Source organism: Chitinophaga sp. RCC_12 (assembly GCF_041360695.1).
GTDB lineage: Bacteria > Bacteroidota > Bacteroidia > Chitinophagales > Chitinophagaceae > Chitinophaga.
This window is the reverse complement of the sequence record NZ_JBFUPS010000003.1, coordinates 528,686-550,511: the sequence shown is the minus strand read 5'-3', so window position 1 is coordinate 550,511 and position 21,826 is coordinate 528,686. Positions and strand designations below refer to the sequence as shown.

The following is a 21,826-nucleotide window of genomic DNA, read 5'->3' as shown; positions in this document are numbered from 1 at the left end:
TTTTATTGGATTACAGTAATATCGAAGCGCCTGGTGGTTCCTGACAAAGAGTAGGCAGCAGTACCAGTATTAACAAAAACTGCTGTTACGGTGTTATCGGCGGATACCCTTGAAGAAATCAGGCGCAAATTGAAAGGAAAATCAAACCGTGGATTAATGATAACATTGCCCCCCAACGCAAGCGTAGCACCTGTTACGGTGAATGTTACGGTAGCAGTTGCTGTTGCACTATTTGGAACGTTGGTTGCACCGGCAACTCCGTTTATGCCAGTACAATTCACATTTGACGCCCTGTATACACCGTTTAGCACAGTACCGTCAGCGCCAAGTATTGCCGTGCCATTTACATCCAGCAAAGCGCCGGGAGCGCTGGTTCCTATACCCACGTTTCCGCCGTTTTGCAGAAACAAACGGTAATCCTGCACGTTAGTTTCCACAAAGTTCAATCCGTTGCTTAACAGGTTCCAGTGCCATTTTGGTGTACCTGCGTTATCTTCAAACGCCAGCACATCATTTCCATTTGCACGTACAATTAACGGGTGCCCGTTAAATTTCACGGCGCCGTTGAACAAGGTTAAAGTAGAGGCGGAAAAATCAACGCCCCCGCTTTCGGCAGCGGTTTGTCCCCTGCTTCCCCTGAAAAGTTCTTTATTGTTATACTTCACCACCATATCAATGGCATTGGTGGTTCCGAGGAATTGCGTGGCAGTGGCTGCGTTACCGCCGGTAAGCCAATTGGTGGTAGCGGGGTTATCTGTTAAAATAACGTCGCCGGTACTGTTTATCGAAAGCACTTTGGAAGTAGCCGCTGCCGGGGTGGCAGTGGCCAGGTTTGTTAAACGTAATCCAGAAGTATTTGCTGAAAAAGGAGCTGAAGTAGACGGTGGACCTGCTATTTCCACTTTATTCACGGGAGCGCTGGTGCCTATTCCTAACAACAACTTTGTAGCATCCCAGAATAGCTGTCCGTTATTTTCAGCAATAACATTTCCTGTGCCCACATAGGGAATGGAACCGGGTGTTAACCCTTTCACGGTAAGCGTTGTGCCGATCACACCACTTCCGGATATATTAAAATTTGAAGATGCCTGTGTAGTAGTTGTGTTCTGAATAAAAGTAGCTGCACCCGCTTTAGCCATCCACTGCGTTCCATTAAAAGTAAGTACATCGTTATTAACAGGGGCGGTACCAAACAATACATCATAGTCAGCTATTTTATTAGCGTTCCATAATTTGATACCGTTTTTCACCGTCAGTTGTCCGGCTGTGATGGATAAGTTGTTATCGATGGTCATGGAAGCAACATCTCCGCTGGCATCCTTTCCTAATATTTTTATGGGTGTACTAACGTCGTTGGTTACACGCAGTGAGTAGGTTTGCAGTCCTTCTGTAAAGTTCTTTACTCCTTTAAACGACTGGGCGCTGTAATTAACAAATCCGGGCGCTGTGAGAGAAGCGTCCGGAATGGTAAGGTTATGAATACCGCCGGCAGAAGTGAAGCCAAAAGTGCCGCCTGGCGTATACGTGGCTTTAATTTGCTGTGCGGGGGAAAAGTCGTTGTTAATGGATTTGATGGCGGTGCCATCTGCTATCAGTTTTGTCCAGTAGTTATTGGCCCGGACGCGGAAAGTATTATCAGATTCCAGGTAGATGATCATCCCGTTTACCGGGGTAACGATCTGATTGGTATCTGCAATACGGGTAAGGAGGAGTGCCTGCTTTTTGCTTTCCAGTTCAAGTAAAGCAGATTGTTTTATCAGAGAAGGATTAGTTCCCAGCTTTAATTGTTGTGCTGACAGCTGTTGATTGCCCAGGCAAAACAGCATCGCAGCACATACTTTTATAAGCCCTTGCAGCTTCATACATCAACATTTAAGGAATGTACCCAAAGGAATAGAACGGCTATGATTTGCACATAGCCGTTCCTATTATTTTCTCAGCTTATTTTTTGATCACGTACCAGTTTGTTCCATTGGACTGGAGTGTGTAGAAGGTCCAGTCGTTGTAGATGGTCAGTTTAGCTCCGCCTTCCAGCGTGCCGCCGGCGGAGGTTATCTGTACATCGTTATCAATTTTGGTATCGTCCGGTGCGGAAGCAGCGGGTATTTTTTTGACTGTATAAATACGTCCTGTACAGGTGGTAGCATCTGGTAATACCACGCTGCAAACGGCGTTTGCGCTTACGAGGATGGTATTATCTGTTGCAGCTACCGTGTAAGTGCCGCCGGCAGTAACGGTAGTGATAGACATGGATACAGAACCGGTTACCTGCAAGGTAGAGTTGCCGATGTTATTGGTATCGCCGATGTGTACATTTTTCTTTATGGAAACTTCATCGCCAAATTTCTTGGCGCCTGCGAAGCTTTGTGCGGCGTTGCTTACCAGCCCACCGGTGGTGGCCGGTGAGGCTACGGGAATGCTCACGGTTACTTCATCTGCCACCTGGGCTACTGCCAGATCGAGACCGGCGTGACTTGATTTGAAGGTCAGGTCTTTAAATGCGGTGGCAGAAAGTTTTCTTTTCACCACATTGCCCGAAGTAGCGTCGCGGAGTAATACTACATCCTGCGTGGTTCCGTCTGCGATATTGGTAAGCACTACGTTATTGTCGAGCTGCGTATTTCCTTTTACCTGGAGATCGTTATCCAGGGTGGCTTTACCAGTAACACCGAGGGTGCTCGCCAGTGCAGTGGCGCCGGTTACATTCAGAGTACCGCTCAGGGTGGAATTTCCTCCTACCGAGAGATTGCTGGCAGCGCCAGGTAATGTTAAGTTACCGGTGATAGTAGAGTTGCCGGTGATAGTGGCGCCATTAGCCAATACGGTTAATCCTGTTCCGAACTGACCTTTCTTGAGGACGGTCAGGTCTTCGTTGCCTGTAACGGATTGCAGGAAGGTTTTTAAACCGTCGAACGACTGTGCACCCGTAGAAACCGCACCGGGATGGGTGGCATCCGCAGCGTGCAGGATCAGTTTGGGAGCTACCGCCGGGTTGGTGTTGTCGATAGTTAAACCGTCGTTTACCGGTGTGGCATCGAATGCGCCAATGATCATGGCCAGTGTGGCTTTATCAAAGCGCTTATAGTCGGCCAGACTCAGTAAACCTGCGGTTACTTCACCCGCGCCGGTTACACCTTTTTGTGTGGCGATAGTGAGTACGTGTGTATCTGTTCCGGTAGTAGTGAAAGCGTAATCGTTTGGCGTGGCCGTGGGCGCAGCAGTGGTCAGTTTCTGATCCGCTGCGGTTAAACCGTTGATCTTATTGATCGCTGTGGTAAAGGCTGTTTCGGAGATGGTGCGTTTGTTGATTTTACCGGTAACGGGATCTATCAGTAACACATCTACGCCGGAGGTTACCAGGTCCAGCTTTTTCAGAAAGGCATAACCGTTATCGATCACAAAACCTTCCACATTGTTTCCCCTGAGGGAAAATGGTACGTTGGTGGTGGTTCCGATAAAATCGCCGGCGGTGCCGGGGTTACCCCTGAGGCCCCAGGTGTTGGCTACATCGCCTGTGTTAGCCATTCTCTGCCAGTAGCCGTGATTTCTTACATAGAAGCCTTCTTCACCGGCTTTTTTGAGGTAGATGACCATCCCATCCGGGGGGGTTAAGCCTGTGATGCCCACTGTGTCGGTTAAACGTGGGAGTAATAAGCCTTGTTTGTCTGCGTCCAGATCCAGGATAGCGGATTTTTCTATCGTAGTTGGATTTTTACCGACTTTCAGCTGTGCATTTGCCTTTGAGGCGATCATGCCCACACCGCCAACCAGCATCACCCGTACTACAATGCGTAGAGATTTTCTCATAGATATAGGGATAAATATTAAATGTCAAGCCCATCTCCGGCATTTGGTATTTGCCGGGCGACAGTAATAAGGATAAATAGATTCAATTATCGTGGTATAAGGGATTCATGTTTCTATATCATCTAAATAATAATAAAAATATTAAACTGTTATAGTTTGACATAATTGTAATTACATAGATCATATAAAAATCTATGCTGCAAATGTGACATATTAAATCTTTTTAAAAAATGACATGATCATACCATTTTAGTTCCGATAATTATTCACTGACGGGGTAAGGCTCACCATATGTGGGTCGTAAAATATGGTATCGGAAGAAATATATGCTGTTATGGGATGGGGTTGCTTAAAATAATCTAGTGCGGGTAGGGAGGTTAACATGTTCATGTTATAAAAAAAAAGCAGCCCATCATTTCTGACGGGCTGCTTTAGTTATATTTTGCGTGTTATTTACGCTTCTGATTTCTCTGATTTACTCTTGGAAGAGTTATTTTTCAGGGTAAAGATCAGCTTTTGATTTTCCTTATCCAGGTCAGCTACGAGGATATCTCCATCATGAATGTTCATGTTGAGGATTTCTTCTGCCAGCGGATCTTCCAGGTATTTCTGGATGGCTCTGTGGAGCGGTCTGGCGCCGAACTGCTGGTCGTAACCTTTATCTGCCAGGAAGCCTTTGGCTTCGTCTGTCAGTTCCAGGCTGAATCCGAGGTTGTTCAGGCGTTTCAGTACACTTTTCATTGTAATATCAATGATGGTGTAGATGTGCTCTTTTGCCAGGGAGTTAAAGATGATCACGTCATCGATCCTGTTCAGGAATTCAGGAGAGAAGGTACGTTTCAGTGCTTTTTCGATCACTGACTTGGTATTCTCTTCTTCATTTACGGCTCTTGCGCTGGTGGTAAAACCTACGCCGGCGCCGAAATCTTTCAGCTGACGGGCTCCGATGTTGGAGGTCATGATGATGAGGGTATTTTTGAAATCCACTTTACGGCCGAGACCATCGGTGAGGATACCATCATCCAGTACCTGCAGCAGGAGGTTATAAATATCCGGATGTGCTTTTTCAATTTCATCCAGGAGGATTACGGAGTAAGGTTTGCGGCGAACTTTTTCAGTCAGCTGACCACCTTCTTCGTATCCAACATATCCCGGAGGGGCACCAATGAGGCGGCTAACAGAGAATTTCTCCATGTATTCGCTCATGTCGATGCGGATAAGCGCTTCGTCGGAGTCGAACATATAGCGGGCCAGTGATTTGGCGAGCTCTGTTTTACCTACCCCGGTAGGGCCGAGGAATATGAAGGTACCAATTGGTTTTTTCGGATCTTTCAGACCTACGCGGTTACGCTGAATGGCTTTGGTGACTTTGCTGATGGCTTCGTCCTGTCCAACCACGGCGCCTTTAAGGTCTTCACCCATGCGGCGGAGTTTTTCAGTTTCGGCCTGTACCATCCTTTTAACGGGGATACCGGTCATCATGCTTACCACTTCTGCGATAGCTTCCTCATCGATCGGGTAGCGTTTATGCTTCACTTCTTCTTCCCACATTGCTTTTGCGCGTTCCAGGTCTTCACCCAGTTTCTTTTCAGTATCGCGTAAAGCAGCTGCTTCTTCGAAGCGTTGGCTTTTCACTACTTTATTCTTTTCCTGTTTGATATCTTCTATCTGTTTTTCCAGGTCGAGGATATTCTGAGGAACATTGATGTTTTTCAGGTGAACGCGGGCGCCTACTTCATCGAGTACGTCAATTGCCTTGTCGGGCAGGAGGCGGTCGGTCATGTAGCGGTCGCTCAGTTTCACGCAGGCATCAATGGCTGCATCTGTATAGCTTACGTTATGGTATTCTTCATAACGCGGCTTGATGTTATTGAGGATCATGATGGTTTCATCCACGCTTGGTGGTTCCACCATTACTTTCTGGAACCTGCGGTCGAGTGCGCCATCTTTTTCGATGTACATGCGGTACTCATCGAGGGTGGAAGCGCCAATGCATTGGAGTTCGCCCCTTGCGAGTGCCGGTTTAAAGATGTTGGAAGCGTCCAGTGAACCGGAAGCGCCACCAGCGCCCACGATTGTATGAATTTCATCGATAAACAGGATTACGTCCCTGTTTTTCTCGAGTTCATTCATGATGGCCTTCATCCTTTCCTCAAACTGGCCGCGGTATTTGGTACCGGCCACCAGGGCGGCGAGGTCGAGGCTTACCACGCGCTTATCGAAAAGCACGCGGGAAACTTTACGCTGCACGATACGCAGCGCCAAACCTTCCACGATGGCGGTTTTACCCACACCGGGTTCACCAATAAGGATCGGATTGTTCTTTTTACGGCGGGAAAGTATCTGGGATACCCTTTCAATTTCCTGCTCGCGGCCAACAATCGGGTCTAAGCTGCCACTCTCGGCCAGCTTGGTAATATCTCTACCAAAGTTATCCAGTACGGGCGTCTTGGATTTGGTATTTGTCTGTTTGGCTTTGCTTGCGTAACTCTTTCTTTCGTCCTCAAACTCTTCTTCGCCCGGATCGTCGAATTCAGATTTAGGGTCCGCAGATTTTACAAAGCCCAGTTCGTTTTTAAAAGTATCGTAGTCCACGTCAAATTGTTGTAAGATTTGTGTACAAACGTTTTCCTTATTCTTGAGTATAGAAAGCATGAGGTGTTCCGTTTCCACCGTAGCGCTTTTCAGTGCTTTGGCTTCCAGTACGGTAACCCGTATAACTTTCTCTGCCTGTCTGGTAAGCGGGAGACTATTGATGTTAGCGATATTCTTTCCTGTCTTATCTTTAACAGCCAGCTCTACTTCCTTGCGTAACTCATACAGATCTACGTTCAAAGCCTGCAGAATCTTTACGGCCGTGCCCTCGCCTTCTCGAATAATACCTAACAGCAGGTGTTCAGTACCTATGAAGTCATTGCCCAGGCGTAAAGCTTCCTCTCTGCTGAACGAAATGATCTCCTTAACTTGCGGTGAAAAATTCTGGTCCATTGTGAGATTATTAAATTATCAAAAACCCTTACGGGGGCTTGCTTATACAATAATAACGAATAATTCTGACTTAAGATTATCACGCTTTATGCGGAAATGAAGTTATTCCTTTTTAAACTTAAACAACTTACACTTTAATAGTATAAGATTATTTTTGTGGTGATGCGGGTACGTTCGTTTAAAAATATCTACGAAGAAAAAGAGGTTTTTGTTTTCAATCTCTTGCGGTTATATTTTATAGGCGGGTCCCTCTGTTCAAAATTTATTTTTACTAAAAGTATAAAACAACGTCCAACGCATGAAATTCAAAATTGATACCAAAGAAAAAATAGTCGTTTTTTGTCCGGAAGAAGCAGCATTGGATGCTAATTTGTCAGATGACTTTGTGGCTACTGCAACAGGATTGCCGGAGCTGGAAGGACGCAATCTCATACTGGATATGACATTGGTACAAAAAATTGATGCAAAGGGCGTTGAAGCCATTTTAACAGTTTATCAGCGTATGTATGACACTAATTTTTCCTGCGCAATCACCGGTCTTAACAACACTTTAACAGCTGAGTTGAAATCTGCGGGAGATGATATGCTCAATCTGGCGCCCACCATGGCAGAGGCAATAGACCTCGTAATGATGGAAGAGCTGGAAAGAGAATTACTGAATGGATTGGAATAAGGATGGATTGCTGCTCTTTTTTACTCCCACGTAAGGGTGATTTAAAAAAAGAGGCAATTGAACGATTAAAGCTATTTACATGTTCGCAGTCACGATATTAGGTAACAATTCTGCTATCCCCACCCTGGACAGGCACCCCACTGCCCAGGTAGTTACCTGCAATGAGCAGCTCCTGCTGGTAGATTGCGGAGAAGGCACACAATTACAGATCGCGCGGTACCGGATCAGGCGCAGTAAGCTGAGATATATTTTCATCAGCCATCTTCACGGGGATCATTACTTCGGGCTGATCGGCCTGTTGAATACACTCAGTCTTATGGGCCGTACCGACCCGATCAGCGTATATGCGCCACCGGAACTGGAACAAATTATCCAGCTACAGCTGGATTGCTCTGGCACTGTGCTGAAGTTTGAACTGACCTTTGTGCCGCTTCAGCCGGGATACAGCGGTATTATCCTGGAGGATAAGGATCTTACCGTAAGCTGTTTCCCTACCCAGCACCGGATTACCTGTTTTGGTTTTTCTTTTGAGATGCAGAAACGCAAGCGCAAACTGATCCCCGAACAGGCCAGGGCTTATGAGATCCCGGCTGCTTATTTCAGCAAATTACAGGATGGCGCCGATTATCAGCGGAAAGACGGTACCGTGGTAAAAAACGACTGGGTAACTTTACCTCCGCCTACCGGCAAGCGGTACGTGTATTGTGCCGACACCCTGTATGATGTAAATCTGTTGCCGGTGCTGAAGGATGCGGACCTCATGTATCATGAAACCACCTACCTGCACGATTTAGAGCAGCGGGCCGCAGAGCGGTTTCACAGCACTTCGGTGCAGGCGGCCTCCCTTGCAGCTGCAGCGGCGGTAAAACGGCTGCTGATTGGCCATTTTTCTTCCAAATACACCGAATTACAACCTTTCCTGGATGAATCCAGGCCCGTTTTCCTGAATACGGAGATTGCGGAAGAGGGCGTAACGTATATTATCTAGGTTTATAAAATGAAAGCAGCAGCCATCCCTGGTGGACGGCTGCTGCTTTTTTATTTACATTTTACTGTTAGTAGTTCTTCAGATAGGCTGCTATCTTGCTATACAGTCCGTCGGTAACGGGCAGTACAGGCAGGCGGAAAGTATTTTCCATAATCCCTGCGTAATGTAGGAATGCCTTGATCCCGGCAGGGTTATTTTCGGAGAACATCAGTTCAAATCCTTCCAGCATTTTGTAATTGAGCGTCCGTGCAGCGGGATAATCGTTTAACAGGGCCGCGTGTACCATGCTGGAAAAATCGGTCGCAAAATAGTTGGCTGCTACCGAAATAACGCCGTCCATGCCGCAGGCCAGCTGACCCAGTGCCAGTGCGTCGTCGCCGCTGATAACGAGGAAATCCTTTGGTTTATCGCGGATAATCTGCATGCACTGCATGATATCGCCGGAAGCTTCCTTCATGGCCACGATGTTTTCCACCTCATGCGCCAGGCGCAGGGTGGTTTCCGCAGTCATATTCCGGCCGGTACGGGCGGGAACATTGTACAGGATTACCGGTTTGGGAGAGGCTTCAGCAATGGTTTTATAGTGCTGGAAGATCCCTTCCTGGGTAGGTTTACTGTAGTAAGGCGCTACACTGAGAATGGCAGCCGCTTCATCGAGCGGGCATTTCTCCAGCCGTTTAACCACATCCCTTGTGTTATAATCGCCAACGCCAATCACTACAGGCACCCGCTTCGACACCTTTTCGAAAGTGAATTTTATCAAATCCAGCTTTTCATCTGCAGAAAGAGTAGGTGTTTCGCCAGTTGTGCCTAAAGACACAACATAGTTCACGCCGCCATCGATCACGTAGTTGATCAACTTTTCCAAAGCATTCCAATCTATGCTTTCATCTGCTTTAAAGGGTGTTACCAATGCCACCCCGGTGCCTTTTAGTTGTTCCATATTGCGTTTACGGGAAAATAAAAATTTCGAACTTCGAAGGCCGAAATTCGAAATTTTTATTGTTATCTCTAAATATTTTTTATTTCTCTTCGTAGAAACCCATGCGGGAGAACTTATCGATCCTTTGTTCGATGCGGGTATCCGGATCAATTTTCTTTAATTCTGCGAGTGTTTCCTTGATGCGGACCTTCAGCAGGTGGGCCATTTCATCGGGATTTACGTGAGCGCCGCCGAGTGGTTCGCGTACGATGCCGTCTACCAGGCCAAACTGGCTCATATAATCGGAGGTCAGCTTCAGCTCTTCTGCCGCTTTTTCCTTGAAATTCCAGCTACGCCAGAGGATCGTGGAGCAGTTTTCGGGAGAAATTACCGTATACCAGCTGTTTTCAAGCATAAATACGCGGTCGCCGATACCGATGCCGAGTGCGCCACCGGAAGCGCCTTCCCCGATTACGATACAGATGACGGGGACGCGGAGTTTTACCATTTCAAAGAGGTTGCGGGCAATGGCTTCTGCCTGGCCTCTTTCTTCCGCTTCCAGGCCGGGATAAGCGCCGGGGGTATCGATGAGGGTAACAATGGGCTTATTGAATCTTTCGGCCAGTTTCATCAGGCGCAGGGCCTTGCGGTACCCTTCGGGGTTGGCCATACCAAAGTTCCTGAGCTGGCGCATTTTGGTGTTTACGCCTTTCTGCTGACCAATAAACATGACTGTTTCGCCATCCAGGTCGGCGAAACCGCCTACCATGGCTTTATCGTCTTTTACATTCCGGTCGCCATGCAGTTCCGTAAAATTGGTGGACATTTTTTCGATGTACGCCAGTGTATAGGGCCTATCCGGATGACGGCTCAGCTGTACGCGCTGGAATGCGGTGAGGTGGTCGTAGATATTCTGGCGGGTATCAGCAATTTTTTGCTCATACTCGCTAACAGTAGCAGAAACATCCACACCTGATTTTTCACCATTTTCCTTCAGCTTCTCCAGCTGATCGTATAAGTCAGCGATAGGTTTCTCGAAATCCAGGAATTGCATAATTTGATTAAATTGGTTAAAGATCGGATGTAAAGATAATGCTGAAAATATTTTTTAAAAAAGATTTGCTTAATTGGGAACTTTGTTGCTATCTTTGCAATCCCAAAACGGAGGAACACAACGGATTGGGACACAAGTTCTTAGGACAAAAAAAGGAATGGATCGGTAGTTCAGTTGGTTAGAATGCCGCCCTGTCACGGCGGAGGTCGCGGGTTCGAGTCCCGTCCGGTCCGCAAAGCCACTCTTTTAGAGTGGCTTTTTTTTGCTTAAACCCACTAGAATCAGGATTTTAGCAAGAAAAGCATATTAAGTAATAACAAACATTACCAAAGAGAAAGGGTACCTAAAAGGGTACCTGTTTTTTTTCCGAAATTGGTACCCTCAGTTAATCCCATGTTTTTGTGAGAAGGGTTTAGGAACGAGCGAATTTTTATTCGATCACCTAAAATGTGTGTTATGAAGGTTAATGAAAAACTCTCTATTCTATTAATTCTGGAAAAATCAAAGGCGCCACATGGTATAATAGTATGCAACTTATGATATAACCGATTGAGAAATTAATCACAATATGCCATCAATCCGCATTTATGTTGCTCTGCCCTATCCAATAGCGTAACAAGGTTTTTCACGCAACTGTCGGCTTTGAGACCCCTTTCTGGAATATGCTCGCGCATTTGCTTTGTTAAGGAAGTATCCCACCTGAAATCTGTATAATAATCAAAGTTCCCGGGAATAATTTTTTTATTCTTTAGCGTTTCAAAGCATTTCTCATCAAGTCCACCAACTGGTTCGAGACCGCCCAGTTCCGGGTATCCTGGTGTTGACTGGTCATCATGTATTAAATAAAAGTCTAACATTTTTTAAATATACTACTAAACAAATTCTTAAAAAGCGTACTAAGCGTCATAATTACTATCTGGAGACCTGCAATGGGGAGAACTCCAAACACCTGGTAAAATTATGAACTGATGAAAGAAATAATCGGGGCTTGTTTATCTAAGCAATCATTTGCATACATTTTGTTATCAGCAGCTTTAAATTTCAGCTGTACGATTTTTTCGTACAACTCGCTTCCTTCATTAGTCAGCTTCTTTTTTAAGTCAATCCAATAACTCTTTGGCACAATACTCTCCGTTGATCACAGCAAGACCAAAGCCCCGTAGCTCTCAGACAAATAGTACCTGTGAACGCTTCAATCGCACTATCCCGTGCTTTTTTTGTTAAACCCACTAGGATCGGCAGCTATGACCTATGCCTTACTGACAGTAAGATACAGCCAAAAAGTACCTGGCAAATCTTTAAAGGCTGTCAGATTAAGTTTTCCGAGTGTTTTTTATTAAAGAAAAACTCAAAGATTCAGCGCAATAGCCAGCCCTTTAACTGAAGCCGGAAAATCGCCCACTGCCGTTGCAGCACCTGTTTCCAGGTTAATCATATAAAGCTTTGTTGTGCCTCCCTCTGTAAATAATGCGTATGCTTTATTTGAACTGCCGCTGATGTCAAAACCACTGGCTTCACTCGCTACTATACCAAGTCGCCCCAGTAAAATAACAGTTCCTCCGTTTGGTGGATCCTGCCTATAAAGTGAGTTGTTGGCATAGCCAATGTCGTACAATACGGTGCTTGCTGATCCGGCGGTATTATTACTATAAGCCACAGCAGATATACCACTGTCGGGAGGATCAATATCAGTGTCTTTAGCGACTAGTGTGCCGTTTTCCGGATGTATGCGCAGGTTCTGGCCTGTGTTGCTGACGATTCTTAACCGGTCTGCGGATGGATTGAAGTCCACTCCAAAAGCGGTACCATTTAGTACCTCGGCGAAGGGGCTCGCGCTCACGGGAGTAGCCGCTCCTGTGGAAGTATTAATCCGGTAAAGACGGCTGGTGCTTCCTACTGCATACAGCTGGTTGTTGGCAGGGCGGATATCCATGCCAACGATTGTTTCTCCAGGCAGGAGCCCGGTGATTGGCATGGCAGAAGCGGTAGCAGGTGAATGCAGGTTAAATGAAAGCAGGTTGTTCCCGCTTGTAGCGAAGGCATTGATAACAGGCTTATCATCCTTTTTACTTTTTTTGCAGGCAATGGTAGTGAGGCTAAATAATCCTAATGCTACTAAAATATAAAGTTTCATGATAGGATGTTTATAGGGTTAAAATCTACATAAAAGTAATATTTTTTGAACAAACGCTTATTTAGTCGCATCAAATTGCCTCATTGCTAAGGCGCCGGGGCAAATGCGCCATTCTGGATCCAGGCAAGCCAGGCTTTTTTAAATTCTTCATGGCTAACAGGCGGCAATGTTCTTCCTTCTCCGGGATTCCATCCGGCCAGTACCAGGCCATCATCGGCATGTGCTATCAGTTTGGCCATATTCTTATGACCATTGCGCGCAGGATCAATCAATTGTTTTGCAAGTTCATGGGGTGTTTTACCCTGGAAAACCATCTTCATATCTGCCGGCGGCAAATGCCAGTTGGGATTACCGGGAGGCGTATGTACTCCCACTGAATTTTCCGGCTGGTGACAGTTGGAACATTTCATGGCATACAGTCCTTTTCCATCCTTACCCCGCTGTGGTAACATGGCGTGCAAATGACTATCATCCCCCTGTAAAGGCACATCTCCCGAGGGGTGGCAATTCATGCAACGCGGGCTTGTGAGCACTTTATACACGGTCCTGAACGCAGACACAGAAGCGACGCTATCACGTTTGTTTTCACTTTTATCCAATGCAGGCTTTCCTTCAAAGGCGGACGTTACTATCGCGAGAAAGATTAATAATGTACCAATTACAAACATGGCTTTTTTAGGCAAAAAATATCTTTCAGGCATACTTATCCTTTTTTAGCTTTCTGAATATTGGCGGCCAGGTGGATGGCATTTCTGATGCGTAAGTAAGTACCACACCGGCAAATATTACCTGCCATTGCAGCGTCAATATCCTGGTCGGTTGGATTTTTATTTTCCCTGAGAAGCACTGCTGCAGACATGATTTGCCCGGATTGACAATATCCGCACTGAGGAACATCTAATTCCAGCCATGCTTTTTGTAGCGGATGATCATTATTTTCTGATAACCCTTCTATTGTTACAACTTTTTTCCCTGCGGCCCTACTCACCTTTGTAACACATGAACGAACAGCTTCGCCATTCAAATGAACAACACATGCCCCACATTGTGCCACACCACAGCCGTATTTTGTTCCAACAAGACCAATAGTATCTCTGAGTACCCAAAGCAGCGGAGTATCAGGATTTACATCCAGGTTGTAAGTTTTGCTGTTTATGTTTAAGGTAATCATAGTTGTTTAATAAATAGTGAAGAATTGTTATTCAAACGGCTATTTGAAAGCTCCTCCAGTTGTGAAATAAAGGGCTGATTATAAAACCGTTTACCCGTGCTTTTATATAATGCATTGGCTACCGCACCAAACACAGGTGGGAAAGGCGGTTCGCCTAATCCGGTAGGATCAATATTATTTTGCACAAAATGAACGTCTATCTTCTTTGGTGCTTCATGAAATCTTATTATCCTGTATTGACTGAAATTTTTCTGTACCGCAGCACCGTCTTCATGGGTCAATCCCCCGTAAAGAGCGTTCCCGATTCCATCAACAACTGCCCCCTGTACCATGTTTGCTGCCGCATCAGGATTTACTACGATTCCACAATCAATGGCGCTGAAAACTCTTTCAATATAAGGTCGCCCGTCCTTCTCTATCATATCCACCACATGTGCGGCATAAGAATTATGGCAGAAGTATGCGGCTACACCACGCCGGTATTTTTTATTCTCCGGGTTATTCCAGCCTGATTTCTCTTTAATTAGTTTCAGTACCCCAGCGTACCTGTCGGCATCATATTCATTGTTTTTACCAACAGGATTTTCTTTGGCCCGTTTCAACAATTCCAGCCTTAAATCAATTGGATCCTTACCCATTGCTTCTGCCAATTCATCCAGAAAGGATTGCTCTGCTGCTGCATTAAAGTTTGATCGTGGCGCCCTGAAAGCGCCAATCGTTATATTGGAAGGAATCTCCCACCCTTCCGCAAGATAATTATCAACTGCGCCGGCCGGAAACCTGTTTGCATGAATGGCATTCTCAGGAATACCACCCCCTTTTACATGAAAACCAATAAGGTTCTTATTTGCATCCAATGCTGCACGGTAAGTAGCTGTATACATCGGACGGTAGATACCGTATGTCATATCGTCTTCACGACTATACATCAATTTTATGGGTGCTTTGGCCTGCCTGGAAATAAGCGCTGCTTCTACCAGGTAGTGTCCATATGCACGACGTCCAAAACCACCACCCATCCGGGTCATTTGAATCTCAATTTTTTCGGGCGGCAGCTTTAAGATTTTAGACAACGTAGGTTCAGTCCATCCAGGTGCCTGTAAAGGACCTACCAATAAAGCTTTTTCATCCGTAACATGAGCGAAGAAGTTCATTGGCTCCAGGCAGTTATGTGCCAGAAACGGCGCATTATAGGTGCGTTCTATAACCTGCGCTGCATTCTTAAATGCAGTTTCCGGGTCCCCGTCTTTTCTTAACTGTCGTGCAGGTTTGGCAGCATATTCCTTCATTTTTTCAAGCTGGGTAGTCGTACTTTCAAGCTCTCCTGGTACAACAACCTCTGTTTTCCCGTTTCTTCCAGCCATCGTAAATTTGATATCGCCGGCTGGCTCCCAGGTCACCACCAGTTTTTTACGGGCGTTCATCACTTCCCAGGTAGTATTGCCCACTACTACCAGCAGCTCATTGAATGTCCGCGTATCAAAACCACCCTGTTCATAATCATCCGGATACATTTTGAGGCTGAAAACATCTTTGATGCCGGGCATTTTTAGTGTTTGTGCTGCATCAAAAGATTTAAGTTTCATCCCAAAAGCGGGAGGATGTTCAATCATGGCAATCAGCATTCCTTCATGCTTATAGTCCAGGCCAAAAAGAGGTTTGCCTGACACAATTTTTTGACCTTCTACATTTTTCTTTGAGTTTCGTACTATTTTAAAATCCTTTGGATCTTTTAGCTTTACATCTTTGGGTATGGGAATGCCGGAGGCTTTTGAGGCAAACTGGCCGTAGGTTCCCGATTTACCGCTTTTTTCATGATAAAGCATTCCAGCTTTCGTTGTCAGTTCTTCCACAGGTACACTCCAGGTTTGAGCTGCGGCCATCATCAACATCTGACGAGCTGCCGCTCCCGCTTCGCGAAGTGGTTTCCAGTACATCCTCACCGAATTGCTTCCGCCTGTAAATTGCGGGCCTAATTTTACATTGTCGTGCGGCCCCATTTCCACCACTACTTTTTCCCATTGTACATCCAGCTCTTCGGCTACAATCATGGGTAATGAGGTCATCAGATTCTGACCAAATTCCGGATTAGGATTGATGATCTTTATGATATTATCCGGGGTGATTTTAATATAGCCGTTTAATTCATTCCATTGCGTCTCATTTTGTTTATCCGCAAATGCGAATGATGACAACCAGGAAAAACTTATCATCAGTCCACCACCGGCCAGAGCCGAGGATTTTAAAAATGATCGTCTGTCAATAGCGTTTTTTTGATGTGTCATTTTTGTATTTTTAATTAATTCAATGTCCTGAACTCATTCGGTGTTAAACCTACACGTTGTTTGAAAAACCGGCTGAAGTGCTGAGAGTACTTGAAGCCTAATTCCTGGGCTATTTCGGATACAGTTTTCGTGCTGCCATAAATTTTATTTTTGGCTACTTCAATGATTTTGTTCTGAATGTATTCCTGTGCGGTTGTTCCTGATTCTTTCTTAACCAGGTCACCAAAGTATTTTGTAGAAAAATGCAGCTGATCAGCACAGTAAGCAACGGACGGGAAGCCAATAGTGTAAGGATTTTCAGAAGTAAAGTAACTGTTTAACAATGCTTCGAACTGATCGATCACACCTTTATTAACGATTTCCCTGGTGATGAACTGGCGGTCATAGAAGCGGTCGCAATAATTAAAAAGCAATTCAATACTTGATGCGATCACTTTCCTGCTGTGCTTATCAACGGACTGCTGCAGTTCAACATTAATCTTTGAAAAAATATCGAGTACCAATTGTCTTTCTTTGACAGAGAGGTGTAGCGCCTCGTTCGTATTATAGCTAAAAAAGCCATACTCACCAATGGTTTTACCTAGATTAGTTCCAAGCAGCATATCAGGGTGGAATACCAGGCCATGCCCTACCGGCTGGTAATAATCTATCTTATTTTCTACTTCCAGTATCTGACCCGGAGATATAAAGACGAGGGTACCTTCCTGGTAGTCGTAATACTGACGCCCGTATTTCAGGTCACCGCACTTTACATCTTTTAAAAAGACACAGTATAGATCAAAATACATTTTAGATCCGGTCCTTTCTTTCGCTTTAGAAAAGTCCAGTACGCTAACCAGTGGATGGTTTGTTTCGTGGTTGTTGAATGCGTTGTATTCCGCAATTGACTGGAAATGATATTCCTTTTCCATCGGGCTTCATTTACTAAATAAAAATACATAATAATATTGTGCTATTGATGCCGTCAGTACCAAATCAGTAATATTGGTAGTAAAAGCCGGAATCTATCTACAATTGACGATGATATCTCTCTCTAATCTGGTACGACAAACCAATTCTTGCTAACAACCTCTTCTCTCCCTAAATACCAGGAAGATAATTTATTTTTGTAAAAATAAACTATTTAGTATATTTTTGCATTGGAAAACGTACTAACATGCTTACTAAAGCGGAAAGAACCAAACAATTCATATTAGAAACAGCGGCGCCTATCTTTAATCAGAAGGGGATATCAGGCGCTAACATAGACGACGTGCTTGCGGCCTCCAAATTGACTAAGGGATGCCTTTATGGTCATTTTGAAAGTAAGGAAGATCTGGCTCTGCAGGTTGTTGATTTCATGCTGGAAACTAACGGCGAAAAAATGCGGCTGACTATTAGCCAGGGTAAAACCGCGAAAGCCAAGGTGTTTGCCTTTCTTGACTTTTACAAGGATCCTTTGAATACTTACCTGAAGGGCGGATGCCCCATATTTAATGTTGCCGTTGAATCTGACGATAATTTCCCCGCCGTTAAGGAAAAAATTGCAGGTGTTATCCGGCGCGGGCAGGAAATATTTGTTGGTATTTTAAAGCAGGGCATTGAGAACGGAGAATTTTCTGATGAACTTGATCCTGCTGTTTATGCGTTTAAAGCTGTAGCTGCTGTTGAAGGCGCTGTAGTTATGTGCAGATCGATGAATACGGCAAAACCGATGGCGGGTTTGCTCAGGAGCCTGAAAGCCGAATTAGAAAGCTACGTACTGTAGTTTTTTTTATCATAAAATATACTAAAAAGTCTTTTTTATAATAGGGGCACTAAAAAACAACCGTTATAAAAAATCATTGAAGCAGCAGACTGTATTAAAATATACTAAAAAGTCTAAAACAACAAGAAAATGCAATTAAAAGAAAAAACGGTTTTAGTCACAGGTGCCTCATCAGGCATCGGGCTGCTTGTCGCCAGCAGGCTCCATGAAAATGGCTACCAGGTAATCGGAACAAGCCGGGATCCTGAAAAGCACCAGGCAAAACTGCCATTTAAGCTACTGCCACTGGATCTGAATGATGACCGTTCCATCGCATCTTTTGGCCGCCTGCTGTTCAGTCAGATCAAACAACTGGATGTACTGATCAACAATGCAGGTTACTTAGTAAATGGTCTTGCCGAGGAAACCCCTATTGAGACAGGCAAGCAGCAGTTTGAAACCAACTTTTGGGGAACAATCAAACTAACCAACGAGTTGCTGCCCTACTTCAGGAAGCAAAAACATGGAAAAATAATTACCCTCGGTTCCCTACTTGGTTTAGTGGGCCTTCCAAATGTTTCCTATTATGCGGCTTCCAAACATGCCCTGGAAGGTTACTTCAAATCACTACGTTTTGAATTGAACCAGTTTAACATCAAAGTGGTGATGGTTGAGCCGATCGGTTTCAAAACGAATATCGGTGAAAGTGCCACTGTCGCAAAAGGATCGATCAAAGACTATGATCTGTTCCGGCAAAAGGTTACCGCCTATACCAAAAAGTCATTTGACAAGGCACCCGATCCCACGCCGGTTATCGCTACGCTACTGCAAACAGTAAAGGAAATAAATCCCAAGTTTAGTTACCCTGTCGGAAAAGGATCATCCATCGTACTCCTGCTTCAACATTTCGTCTATAAAGTTTTCGAGAAATCCATTCTGAAATCGGTTAATGCTTCAAAATAGCATTAACATAAAAATTATCATCATGCAATTAAAAGGAAAAACAGTGCTGATCACGGGTGGTGCATCAGGTATCGGGCTGGAAGCAGCAAAACAATTTTTGGACAATGGGAGCAGCGTGATCATCACCGGCAGAAACCGGGGGAAATTAGATGAAGCCAGGAAGCTATATCCGGCAATTGTGACCATCAAAAGCGATGTATCAGATGCAAGTGATGCACAAAAGCTTTTTAATCAGGTACAGCATTTGGGCGGGATAGACATTTTGTATAATAATGCAGGTGTATTAACTGATCCTATCAATCTCGGAACAGCAAATGACCAGCATTTTGAAGATGCGGCGTACGAAATAAACGTTAATTACCTGGGGGTAATCCGACTTAATAACCTGTTTATCGATATGCTTAAATCAAGGAAAGAAAGCGCCATCATTAATACTACTTCATTACTGAGCTATGTCCCGTCATTGCTGGAAGCAACTTATTCGGCTTCCAAAGTAGCACTGCAGTTTTATACCAAAGCACTTAGAAAGCACCTCCAAATTTTGAATAGCAGCGTAAAGGTTTTTGAGCTTCTACCTCCGCTTGTTGCCACAGATATGACTTCTGGCATGAACGGCAAAAAAATAACCACGGCAAATATGGTAAAAGCGTTTATTGCAGGCCTTAAGAAAGATCAGCTTACTATCCGTACAGGTGATACTAAAGTAGTGTATATACTCAACCGGCTCTTTCCGAAAATAACTTTCAATCTGGCTAATCCTAAAAAAAGTTACAACGTTATAGCCTCTTAACCATCTCTCCAACCATAAAAATAAAAAATGAAAGCAATAGTTCTAAATGAGGCAGGCAATGTTGATAATCTAAAAGCTGTAGATATCTCAAAGCCAACAATTAAAAGTAATGAAGTGCTGGTGAAAACAATTTCATTAAGTATTAATCCTGTCGACTATAAAGCCAGGTCAAACAGTGGCACATTATCCTGGCTCTTTGGAGAAGACCGGCCTGTGATTCTCGGCTGGGACCTGTCAGGAACGATTGTTGAAGTTGGAGAAAACCTGACAGATTTCAAAATCGGGGATGCTGTTTTTGGGATGGCGAACTTCCCTGGAAAAGGAAATGCTTATGCAGCATTTGTCGCAGTTCCATCCGCACATTTAACCTTGAAGCCCACCAATATTTCGCATCAGGAAGCGGCATCGGCTGCTCTTGCTGCGCTAACGGCCTGGCAGACCCTGATAAAAAAAGGAAACGTCAAAAAAGGCGACAAAGTGTTAATTCACGGCGCTTCGGGTGGAGTTGGCCACTATGCTACACAAATAGCCAAACATTTTGGAGCATACGTATATGGGACTTCATCAGCCAAAAACAAAGCATTTGTTTTACAAAACGGCGTAGATAAACACGTAGATTATACAACAGAAAATTTTTCAGAGATAGTTTCAGACGCCGATTTTGTATTAAATACAGTTACAGGTGGCGACCTTATTTCCAAATCAATTGATGTAACGAAAACGGGCGGAATTATTGTTACAATCTCCGGAAATCCTGCTGCGGATGATATTGACAAGGCAAAATCAAAAGGTGTGGATTTATCATTTGCACTTGTAGCGTCCTCTGGTGCCGATATGTCGCAAATTGCACAGTTAATGGAAAAAGGCATATTGAAATCACACGTTTCCAGGACCTTTTCTTTTGAGGAGATAGGCGAAGCTCATTTGTATTTAGAAAAAGGCAGAACTGTCGGTAAAATTGCCGTAAACATGTAATCACTCCTAACTGTTCATTATTTTTATCCAGTCTTTGACTACTTTCTGCAGATTCGCCTTCTGCTTTTCCACCTCCTCCATTGACCGGAATTTGGCATATGCCTTACCTTTAGGTCCGGGTTCGAGGAAACCAGTAGTGTCATTTAACAGCTCTCCTTTGTGAAAAATTACTGCTACAAAATCAGTTATCCTTGGATTTAGTGTTGCCATGGGCTCTTTGTAGTCGAAACTCGGGCCGCCCCATTTTACATCTTCTTCCATTTCGGGACTGACTTCGCGGATTATTTTTACAACCGATGCTATCTCAGCTTTTAAAGGATGGTTAAGCTTACTTAAAAATTCGTCAATTTTGTTTGCTTTGTTCATGATTATTAGTTTTTCGATCTGGTGAAAAATGAAATGATAGTGTTATTGATGAGTTGATTAACTCGCACTACAAATATGAGGCACCTGTTTTTTTTAAACATTTACATTTGTTGAGGAAATGAAAATGTTTTTGTGCATCCTCAACATTTGTTGAGGATGCACAAAAATCAGCGCGTTAAACTATTTTTTAGCCGAAAAGATCCTGCTCACCTGGGTTGGGGTAATTCCCAGATATGAAGCAATGTGGTGTTTTTTGATGCGCTTAATGAGGTGGGCATATTTTTTAATGAAGTCTTCATACAGATCTTGCGACGCATGTTGTCTAAAACCAATTTCTTCCGGTTCTTTTTCGATTATCCAATGACGTTCCATGTAGTGGATGTAAAATGCCGCGATATCCGGATATTTCAGCGTAAGTGCTTTAAATAATCCAAAGTCATATTCCCAAACTATTGAGTTTTCCAATGCCTGGATAGTAGTCACACTTGGGGTTTTGCTCAAAAGAGAAGTTGTTGATGCCGCAAAATAACCTTCAGAAAAGAAACGTTTGATATAAATTTTTTCATTCTCATCTGACCAGTACTGAGAAAATAAACCCCGGGAAACAAAGGAAACATTCCTTGCAATATCTCCCGCTTTCACCAGGAAACTGCCCTTTTTATATTCTTTTCGTTTAAGAATTTGCATCCATGCAAATTCTGCTTCGGGCGTCAGTTTCTGATAACTGTTTATTTTTAGAAAGAATTCCTCCATTGTATTGAAAGTAGATGTCTTACTTAAAGATAAATTTTCTAATCAGCACTTTTACCCTTTTGGGGTGTAAAGTTTAAGTCCTGAAAATCAATGCCTTAAATTAAAACCCATTGAGAAAGCAGTAATTTTGTTACCCCCAGGTGTGGTTCCGTCCGGTCCGTAAAAATATTTCTTCATTTCGGCTACGTAGTTTATCGCTCACAAACGTATTAGTTATTTATCAACCAATTT

General features: G+C 44.2%; 19 protein-coding genes and 1 tRNA gene. 7 read left to right on the top strand and 13 right to left on the bottom strand.

Annotation, left to right across the window (positions count from 1 at the left end):
• Positions 1-2: 2 nt before the first annotated feature.
• The 3 genes from AB6805_RS11885 to AB6805_RS11875 form a co-directional block, all read right to left on the bottom strand.
• Positions 3-1,862 carry a hypothetical protein gene (locus AB6805_RS11885; protein WP_370909645.1) on the bottom strand — a complete coding sequence of 620 codons (1,860 nt, stop codon included), beginning with the start codon at positions 1,860-1,862 and terminating at the stop codon, positions 3-5.
• 79 nt (positions 1,863-1,941) lie between these two features.
• Positions 1,942-3,807, bottom strand: a complete 1,866-nt coding sequence (locus AB6805_RS11880; protein ID WP_370909644.1) for a hypothetical protein — start codon at positions 3,805-3,807, stop codon at positions 1,942-1,944.
• Positions 3,808-4,260: 453 nt separating this feature from the next.
• Positions 4,261-6,795: an ATP-dependent Clp protease ATP-binding subunit gene (locus AB6805_RS11875; protein WP_370909643.1), complete on the bottom strand. Its 2,535-nt coding sequence runs from the start codon at positions 6,793-6,795 to the stop codon at positions 4,261-4,263.
• 298 nt (positions 6,796-7,093) lie between these two features.
• Here AB6805_RS11875 and AB6805_RS11870 point away from each other — a divergent pair, with 298 nt between their 5' ends.
• Together AB6805_RS11870 and AB6805_RS11865 are read left to right on the top strand one after the other, a co-directional pair.
• Entirely contained in the window at positions 7,094-7,468 is a 375-nt protein-coding gene (locus AB6805_RS11870) for an STAS domain-containing protein (protein WP_370909642.1), read from the top strand.
• A gap of 79 nt (positions 7,469-7,547) precedes the next feature.
• Complete coding sequence (locus AB6805_RS11865) at positions 7,548-8,456, top strand: ribonuclease Z (protein WP_370909641.1); 909 nt, start codon at positions 7,548-7,550, stop codon at positions 8,454-8,456.
• Between the two features lie 67 nt (positions 8,457-8,523).
• Here AB6805_RS11865 and dapA read toward each other — a convergent pair whose 3' ends face one another.
• Together dapA and AB6805_RS11855 are read right to left on the bottom strand one after the other, a co-directional pair.
• Entirely contained in the window at positions 8,524-9,399 is an 876-nt protein-coding gene (dapA, locus tag AB6805_RS11860) for a 4-hydroxy-tetrahydrodipicolinate synthase (protein WP_370909640.1), read from the bottom strand.
• A gap of 79 nt (positions 9,400-9,478) precedes the next feature.
• Positions 9,479-10,432 carry an acetyl-CoA carboxylase carboxyltransferase subunit alpha gene (locus AB6805_RS11855; protein WP_079469072.1) on the bottom strand — a complete coding sequence of 318 codons (954 nt, stop codon included), beginning with the start codon at positions 10,430-10,432 and terminating at the stop codon, positions 9,479-9,481.
• A gap of 159 nt (positions 10,433-10,591) precedes the next feature.
• On the opposite strand from AB6805_RS11855, the gene AB6805_RS11850 reads away from it, so the two are divergent.
• Positions 10,592-10,665: transfer RNA gene (locus AB6805_RS11850), tRNA-Asp, on the top strand.
• A gap of 324 nt (positions 10,666-10,989) precedes the next feature.
• On the opposite strand, the gene AB6805_RS11845 is transcribed toward AB6805_RS11850, so the two are convergent.
• The 6 genes from AB6805_RS11845 to AB6805_RS11820 all read right to left on the bottom strand — a co-directional run bounded on the left by AB6805_RS11845 (position 10,990) and on the right by AB6805_RS11820 (position 16,933).
• Complete coding sequence (locus AB6805_RS11845; RefSeq protein WP_370909639.1) at positions 10,990-11,289, bottom strand: hypothetical protein; 300 nt, start codon at positions 11,287-11,289, stop codon at positions 10,990-10,992.
• Between the two features lie 491 nt (positions 11,290-11,780).
• On the bottom strand, positions 11,781-12,566 hold the full coding sequence (locus AB6805_RS11840) for a DUF4394 domain-containing protein (protein WP_370909638.1): 786 nt from the start codon (positions 12,564-12,566) through the stop codon (positions 11,781-11,783).
• An 86-nt stretch (positions 12,567-12,652) separates the two neighbouring features.
• The gene (locus AB6805_RS11835; protein ID WP_370909637.1) at positions 12,653-13,267 is read right to left on the bottom strand and encodes a hypothetical protein; all 615 of its coding nucleotides are present in this window, start codon (positions 13,265-13,267) and stop codon (positions 12,653-12,655) included.
• Positions 13,268-13,269: 2 nt separating this feature from the next.
• A complete protein-coding gene (locus AB6805_RS11830; protein WP_370909636.1) occupies positions 13,270-13,737 on the bottom strand; it encodes a (2Fe-2S)-binding protein in 468 nt (155 codons plus the stop codon).
• Positions 13,734-16,022, bottom strand: coding sequence for a molybdopterin cofactor-binding domain-containing protein (locus AB6805_RS11825; protein WP_370909635.1), 2,289 nt, complete (start codon positions 16,020-16,022; stop codon positions 13,734-13,736). The genes AB6805_RS11830 and AB6805_RS11825 overlap by 4 nt, the downstream gene beginning before the upstream one ends.
• A 14-nt stretch (positions 16,023-16,036) precedes the next feature.
• Complete coding sequence (locus AB6805_RS11820; RefSeq protein WP_370909634.1) at positions 16,037-16,933, bottom strand: helix-turn-helix domain-containing protein; 897 nt, start codon at positions 16,931-16,933, stop codon at positions 16,037-16,039.
• Positions 16,934-17,178: 245 nt separating this feature from the next.
• Between AB6805_RS11820 and AB6805_RS11815 the strand changes: the two genes are divergently transcribed.
• The 4 genes from AB6805_RS11815 (at position 17,179) to AB6805_RS11800 (ending at position 20,476) form a co-directional block, all read left to right on the top strand.
• On the top strand, positions 17,179-17,769 hold the full coding sequence (locus tag AB6805_RS11815; RefSeq protein WP_370909633.1) for a TetR/AcrR family transcriptional regulator: 591 nt from the start codon (positions 17,179-17,181) through the stop codon (positions 17,767-17,769).
• 129 nt (positions 17,770-17,898) lie between these two features.
• On the top strand, positions 17,899-18,711 hold the full coding sequence (locus tag AB6805_RS11810; RefSeq protein WP_370909632.1) for an SDR family NAD(P)-dependent oxidoreductase: 813 nt from the start codon (positions 17,899-17,901) through the stop codon (positions 18,709-18,711).
• Between the two features lie 22 nt (positions 18,712-18,733).
• The gene (locus AB6805_RS11805; RefSeq protein WP_370909631.1) at positions 18,734-19,501 is read left to right on the top strand and encodes an SDR family oxidoreductase; all 768 of its coding nucleotides are present in this window, start codon (positions 18,734-18,736) and stop codon (positions 19,499-19,501) included.
• 27 nt (positions 19,502-19,528) lie between these two features.
• Positions 19,529-20,476: an NADP-dependent oxidoreductase gene (locus AB6805_RS11800; protein WP_370909630.1), complete on the top strand. Its 948-nt coding sequence runs from the start codon at positions 19,529-19,531 to the stop codon at positions 20,474-20,476.
• Positions 20,477-20,482: 6 nt separating this feature from the next.
• Here the strand turns inward: AB6805_RS11800 and AB6805_RS11795 are convergent, their stop codons facing one another.
• Positions 20,483-20,842 carry a DUF1801 domain-containing protein gene (locus AB6805_RS11795; RefSeq protein WP_370909629.1) on the bottom strand — a complete coding sequence of 120 codons (360 nt, stop codon included), beginning with the start codon at positions 20,840-20,842 and terminating at the stop codon, positions 20,483-20,485.
• Positions 20,843-21,022: 180 nt separating this feature from the next.
• Entirely contained in the window at positions 21,023-21,595 is a 573-nt protein-coding gene (locus AB6805_RS11790) for a Crp/Fnr family transcriptional regulator (protein WP_370909628.1), read from the bottom strand.
• Positions 21,596-21,826 lie beyond the last annotated feature (231 nt).

Bases quoted from the DNA above. Each gene is read 5' to 3' on its own strand.
- AB6805_RS11885 (WP_370909645.1), bottom strand. From the start codon at position 1,862: ATGAAGCTGCAAGGGCTTATAAAAGTATGTGCTGCGATGCTGTTTTGC.
- AB6805_RS11880 (WP_370909644.1), bottom strand. From the start codon at position 3,807: ATGAGAAAATCTCTACGCATTGTAGTACGGGTGATGCTGGTTGGCGGT.
- AB6805_RS11875 (WP_370909643.1), bottom strand. From the start codon at position 6,795: ATGGACCAGAATTTTTCACCGCAAGTTAAGGAGATCATTTCGTTCAGC.
- AB6805_RS11870 (WP_370909642.1), top strand. From the start codon at position 7,094: ATGAAATTCAAAATTGATACCAAAGAAAAAATAGTCGTTTTTTGTCCG.
- AB6805_RS11865 (WP_370909641.1), top strand. From the start codon at position 7,548: ATGTTCGCAGTCACGATATTAGGTAACAATTCTGCTATCCCCACCCTG.
- dapA (WP_370909640.1), bottom strand. From the start codon at position 9,399: ATGGAACAACTAAAAGGCACCGGGGTGGCATTGGTAACACCCTTTAAA.
- AB6805_RS11855 (WP_079469072.1), bottom strand. From the start codon at position 10,432: ATGCAATTCCTGGATTTCGAGAAACCTATCGCTGACTTATACGATCAG.
- AB6805_RS11845 (WP_370909639.1), bottom strand. From the start codon at position 11,289: ATGTTAGACTTTTATTTAATACATGATGACCAGTCAACACCAGGATAC.
- AB6805_RS11840 (WP_370909638.1), bottom strand. From the start codon at position 12,566: ATGAAACTTTATATTTTAGTAGCATTAGGATTATTTAGCCTCACTACC.
- AB6805_RS11835 (WP_370909637.1), bottom strand. From the start codon at position 13,267: ATGCCTGAAAGATATTTTTTGCCTAAAAAAGCCATGTTTGTAATTGGT.
- AB6805_RS11830 (WP_370909636.1), bottom strand. From the start codon at position 13,737: ATGATTACCTTAAACATAAACAGCAAAACTTACAACCTGGATGTAAAT.
- AB6805_RS11825 (WP_370909635.1), bottom strand. From the start codon at position 16,022: ATGACACATCAAAAAAACGCTATTGACAGACGATCATTTTTAAAATCC.
- AB6805_RS11820 (WP_370909634.1), bottom strand. From the start codon at position 16,933: ATGGAAAAGGAATATCATTTCCAGTCAATTGCGGAATACAACGCATTC.
- AB6805_RS11815 (WP_370909633.1), top strand. From the start codon at position 17,179: ATGCTTACTAAAGCGGAAAGAACCAAACAATTCATATTAGAAACAGCG.
- AB6805_RS11810 (WP_370909632.1), top strand. From the start codon at position 17,899: ATGCAATTAAAAGAAAAAACGGTTTTAGTCACAGGTGCCTCATCAGGC.
- AB6805_RS11805 (WP_370909631.1), top strand. From the start codon at position 18,734: ATGCAATTAAAAGGAAAAACAGTGCTGATCACGGGTGGTGCATCAGGT.
- AB6805_RS11800 (WP_370909630.1), top strand. From the start codon at position 19,529: ATGAAAGCAATAGTTCTAAATGAGGCAGGCAATGTTGATAATCTAAAA.
- AB6805_RS11795 (WP_370909629.1), bottom strand. From the start codon at position 20,842: ATGAACAAAGCAAACAAAATTGACGAATTTTTAAGTAAGCTTAACCAT.
- AB6805_RS11790 (WP_370909628.1), bottom strand. From the start codon at position 21,595: ATGGAGGAATTCTTTCTAAAAATAAACAGTTATCAGAAACTGACGCCC.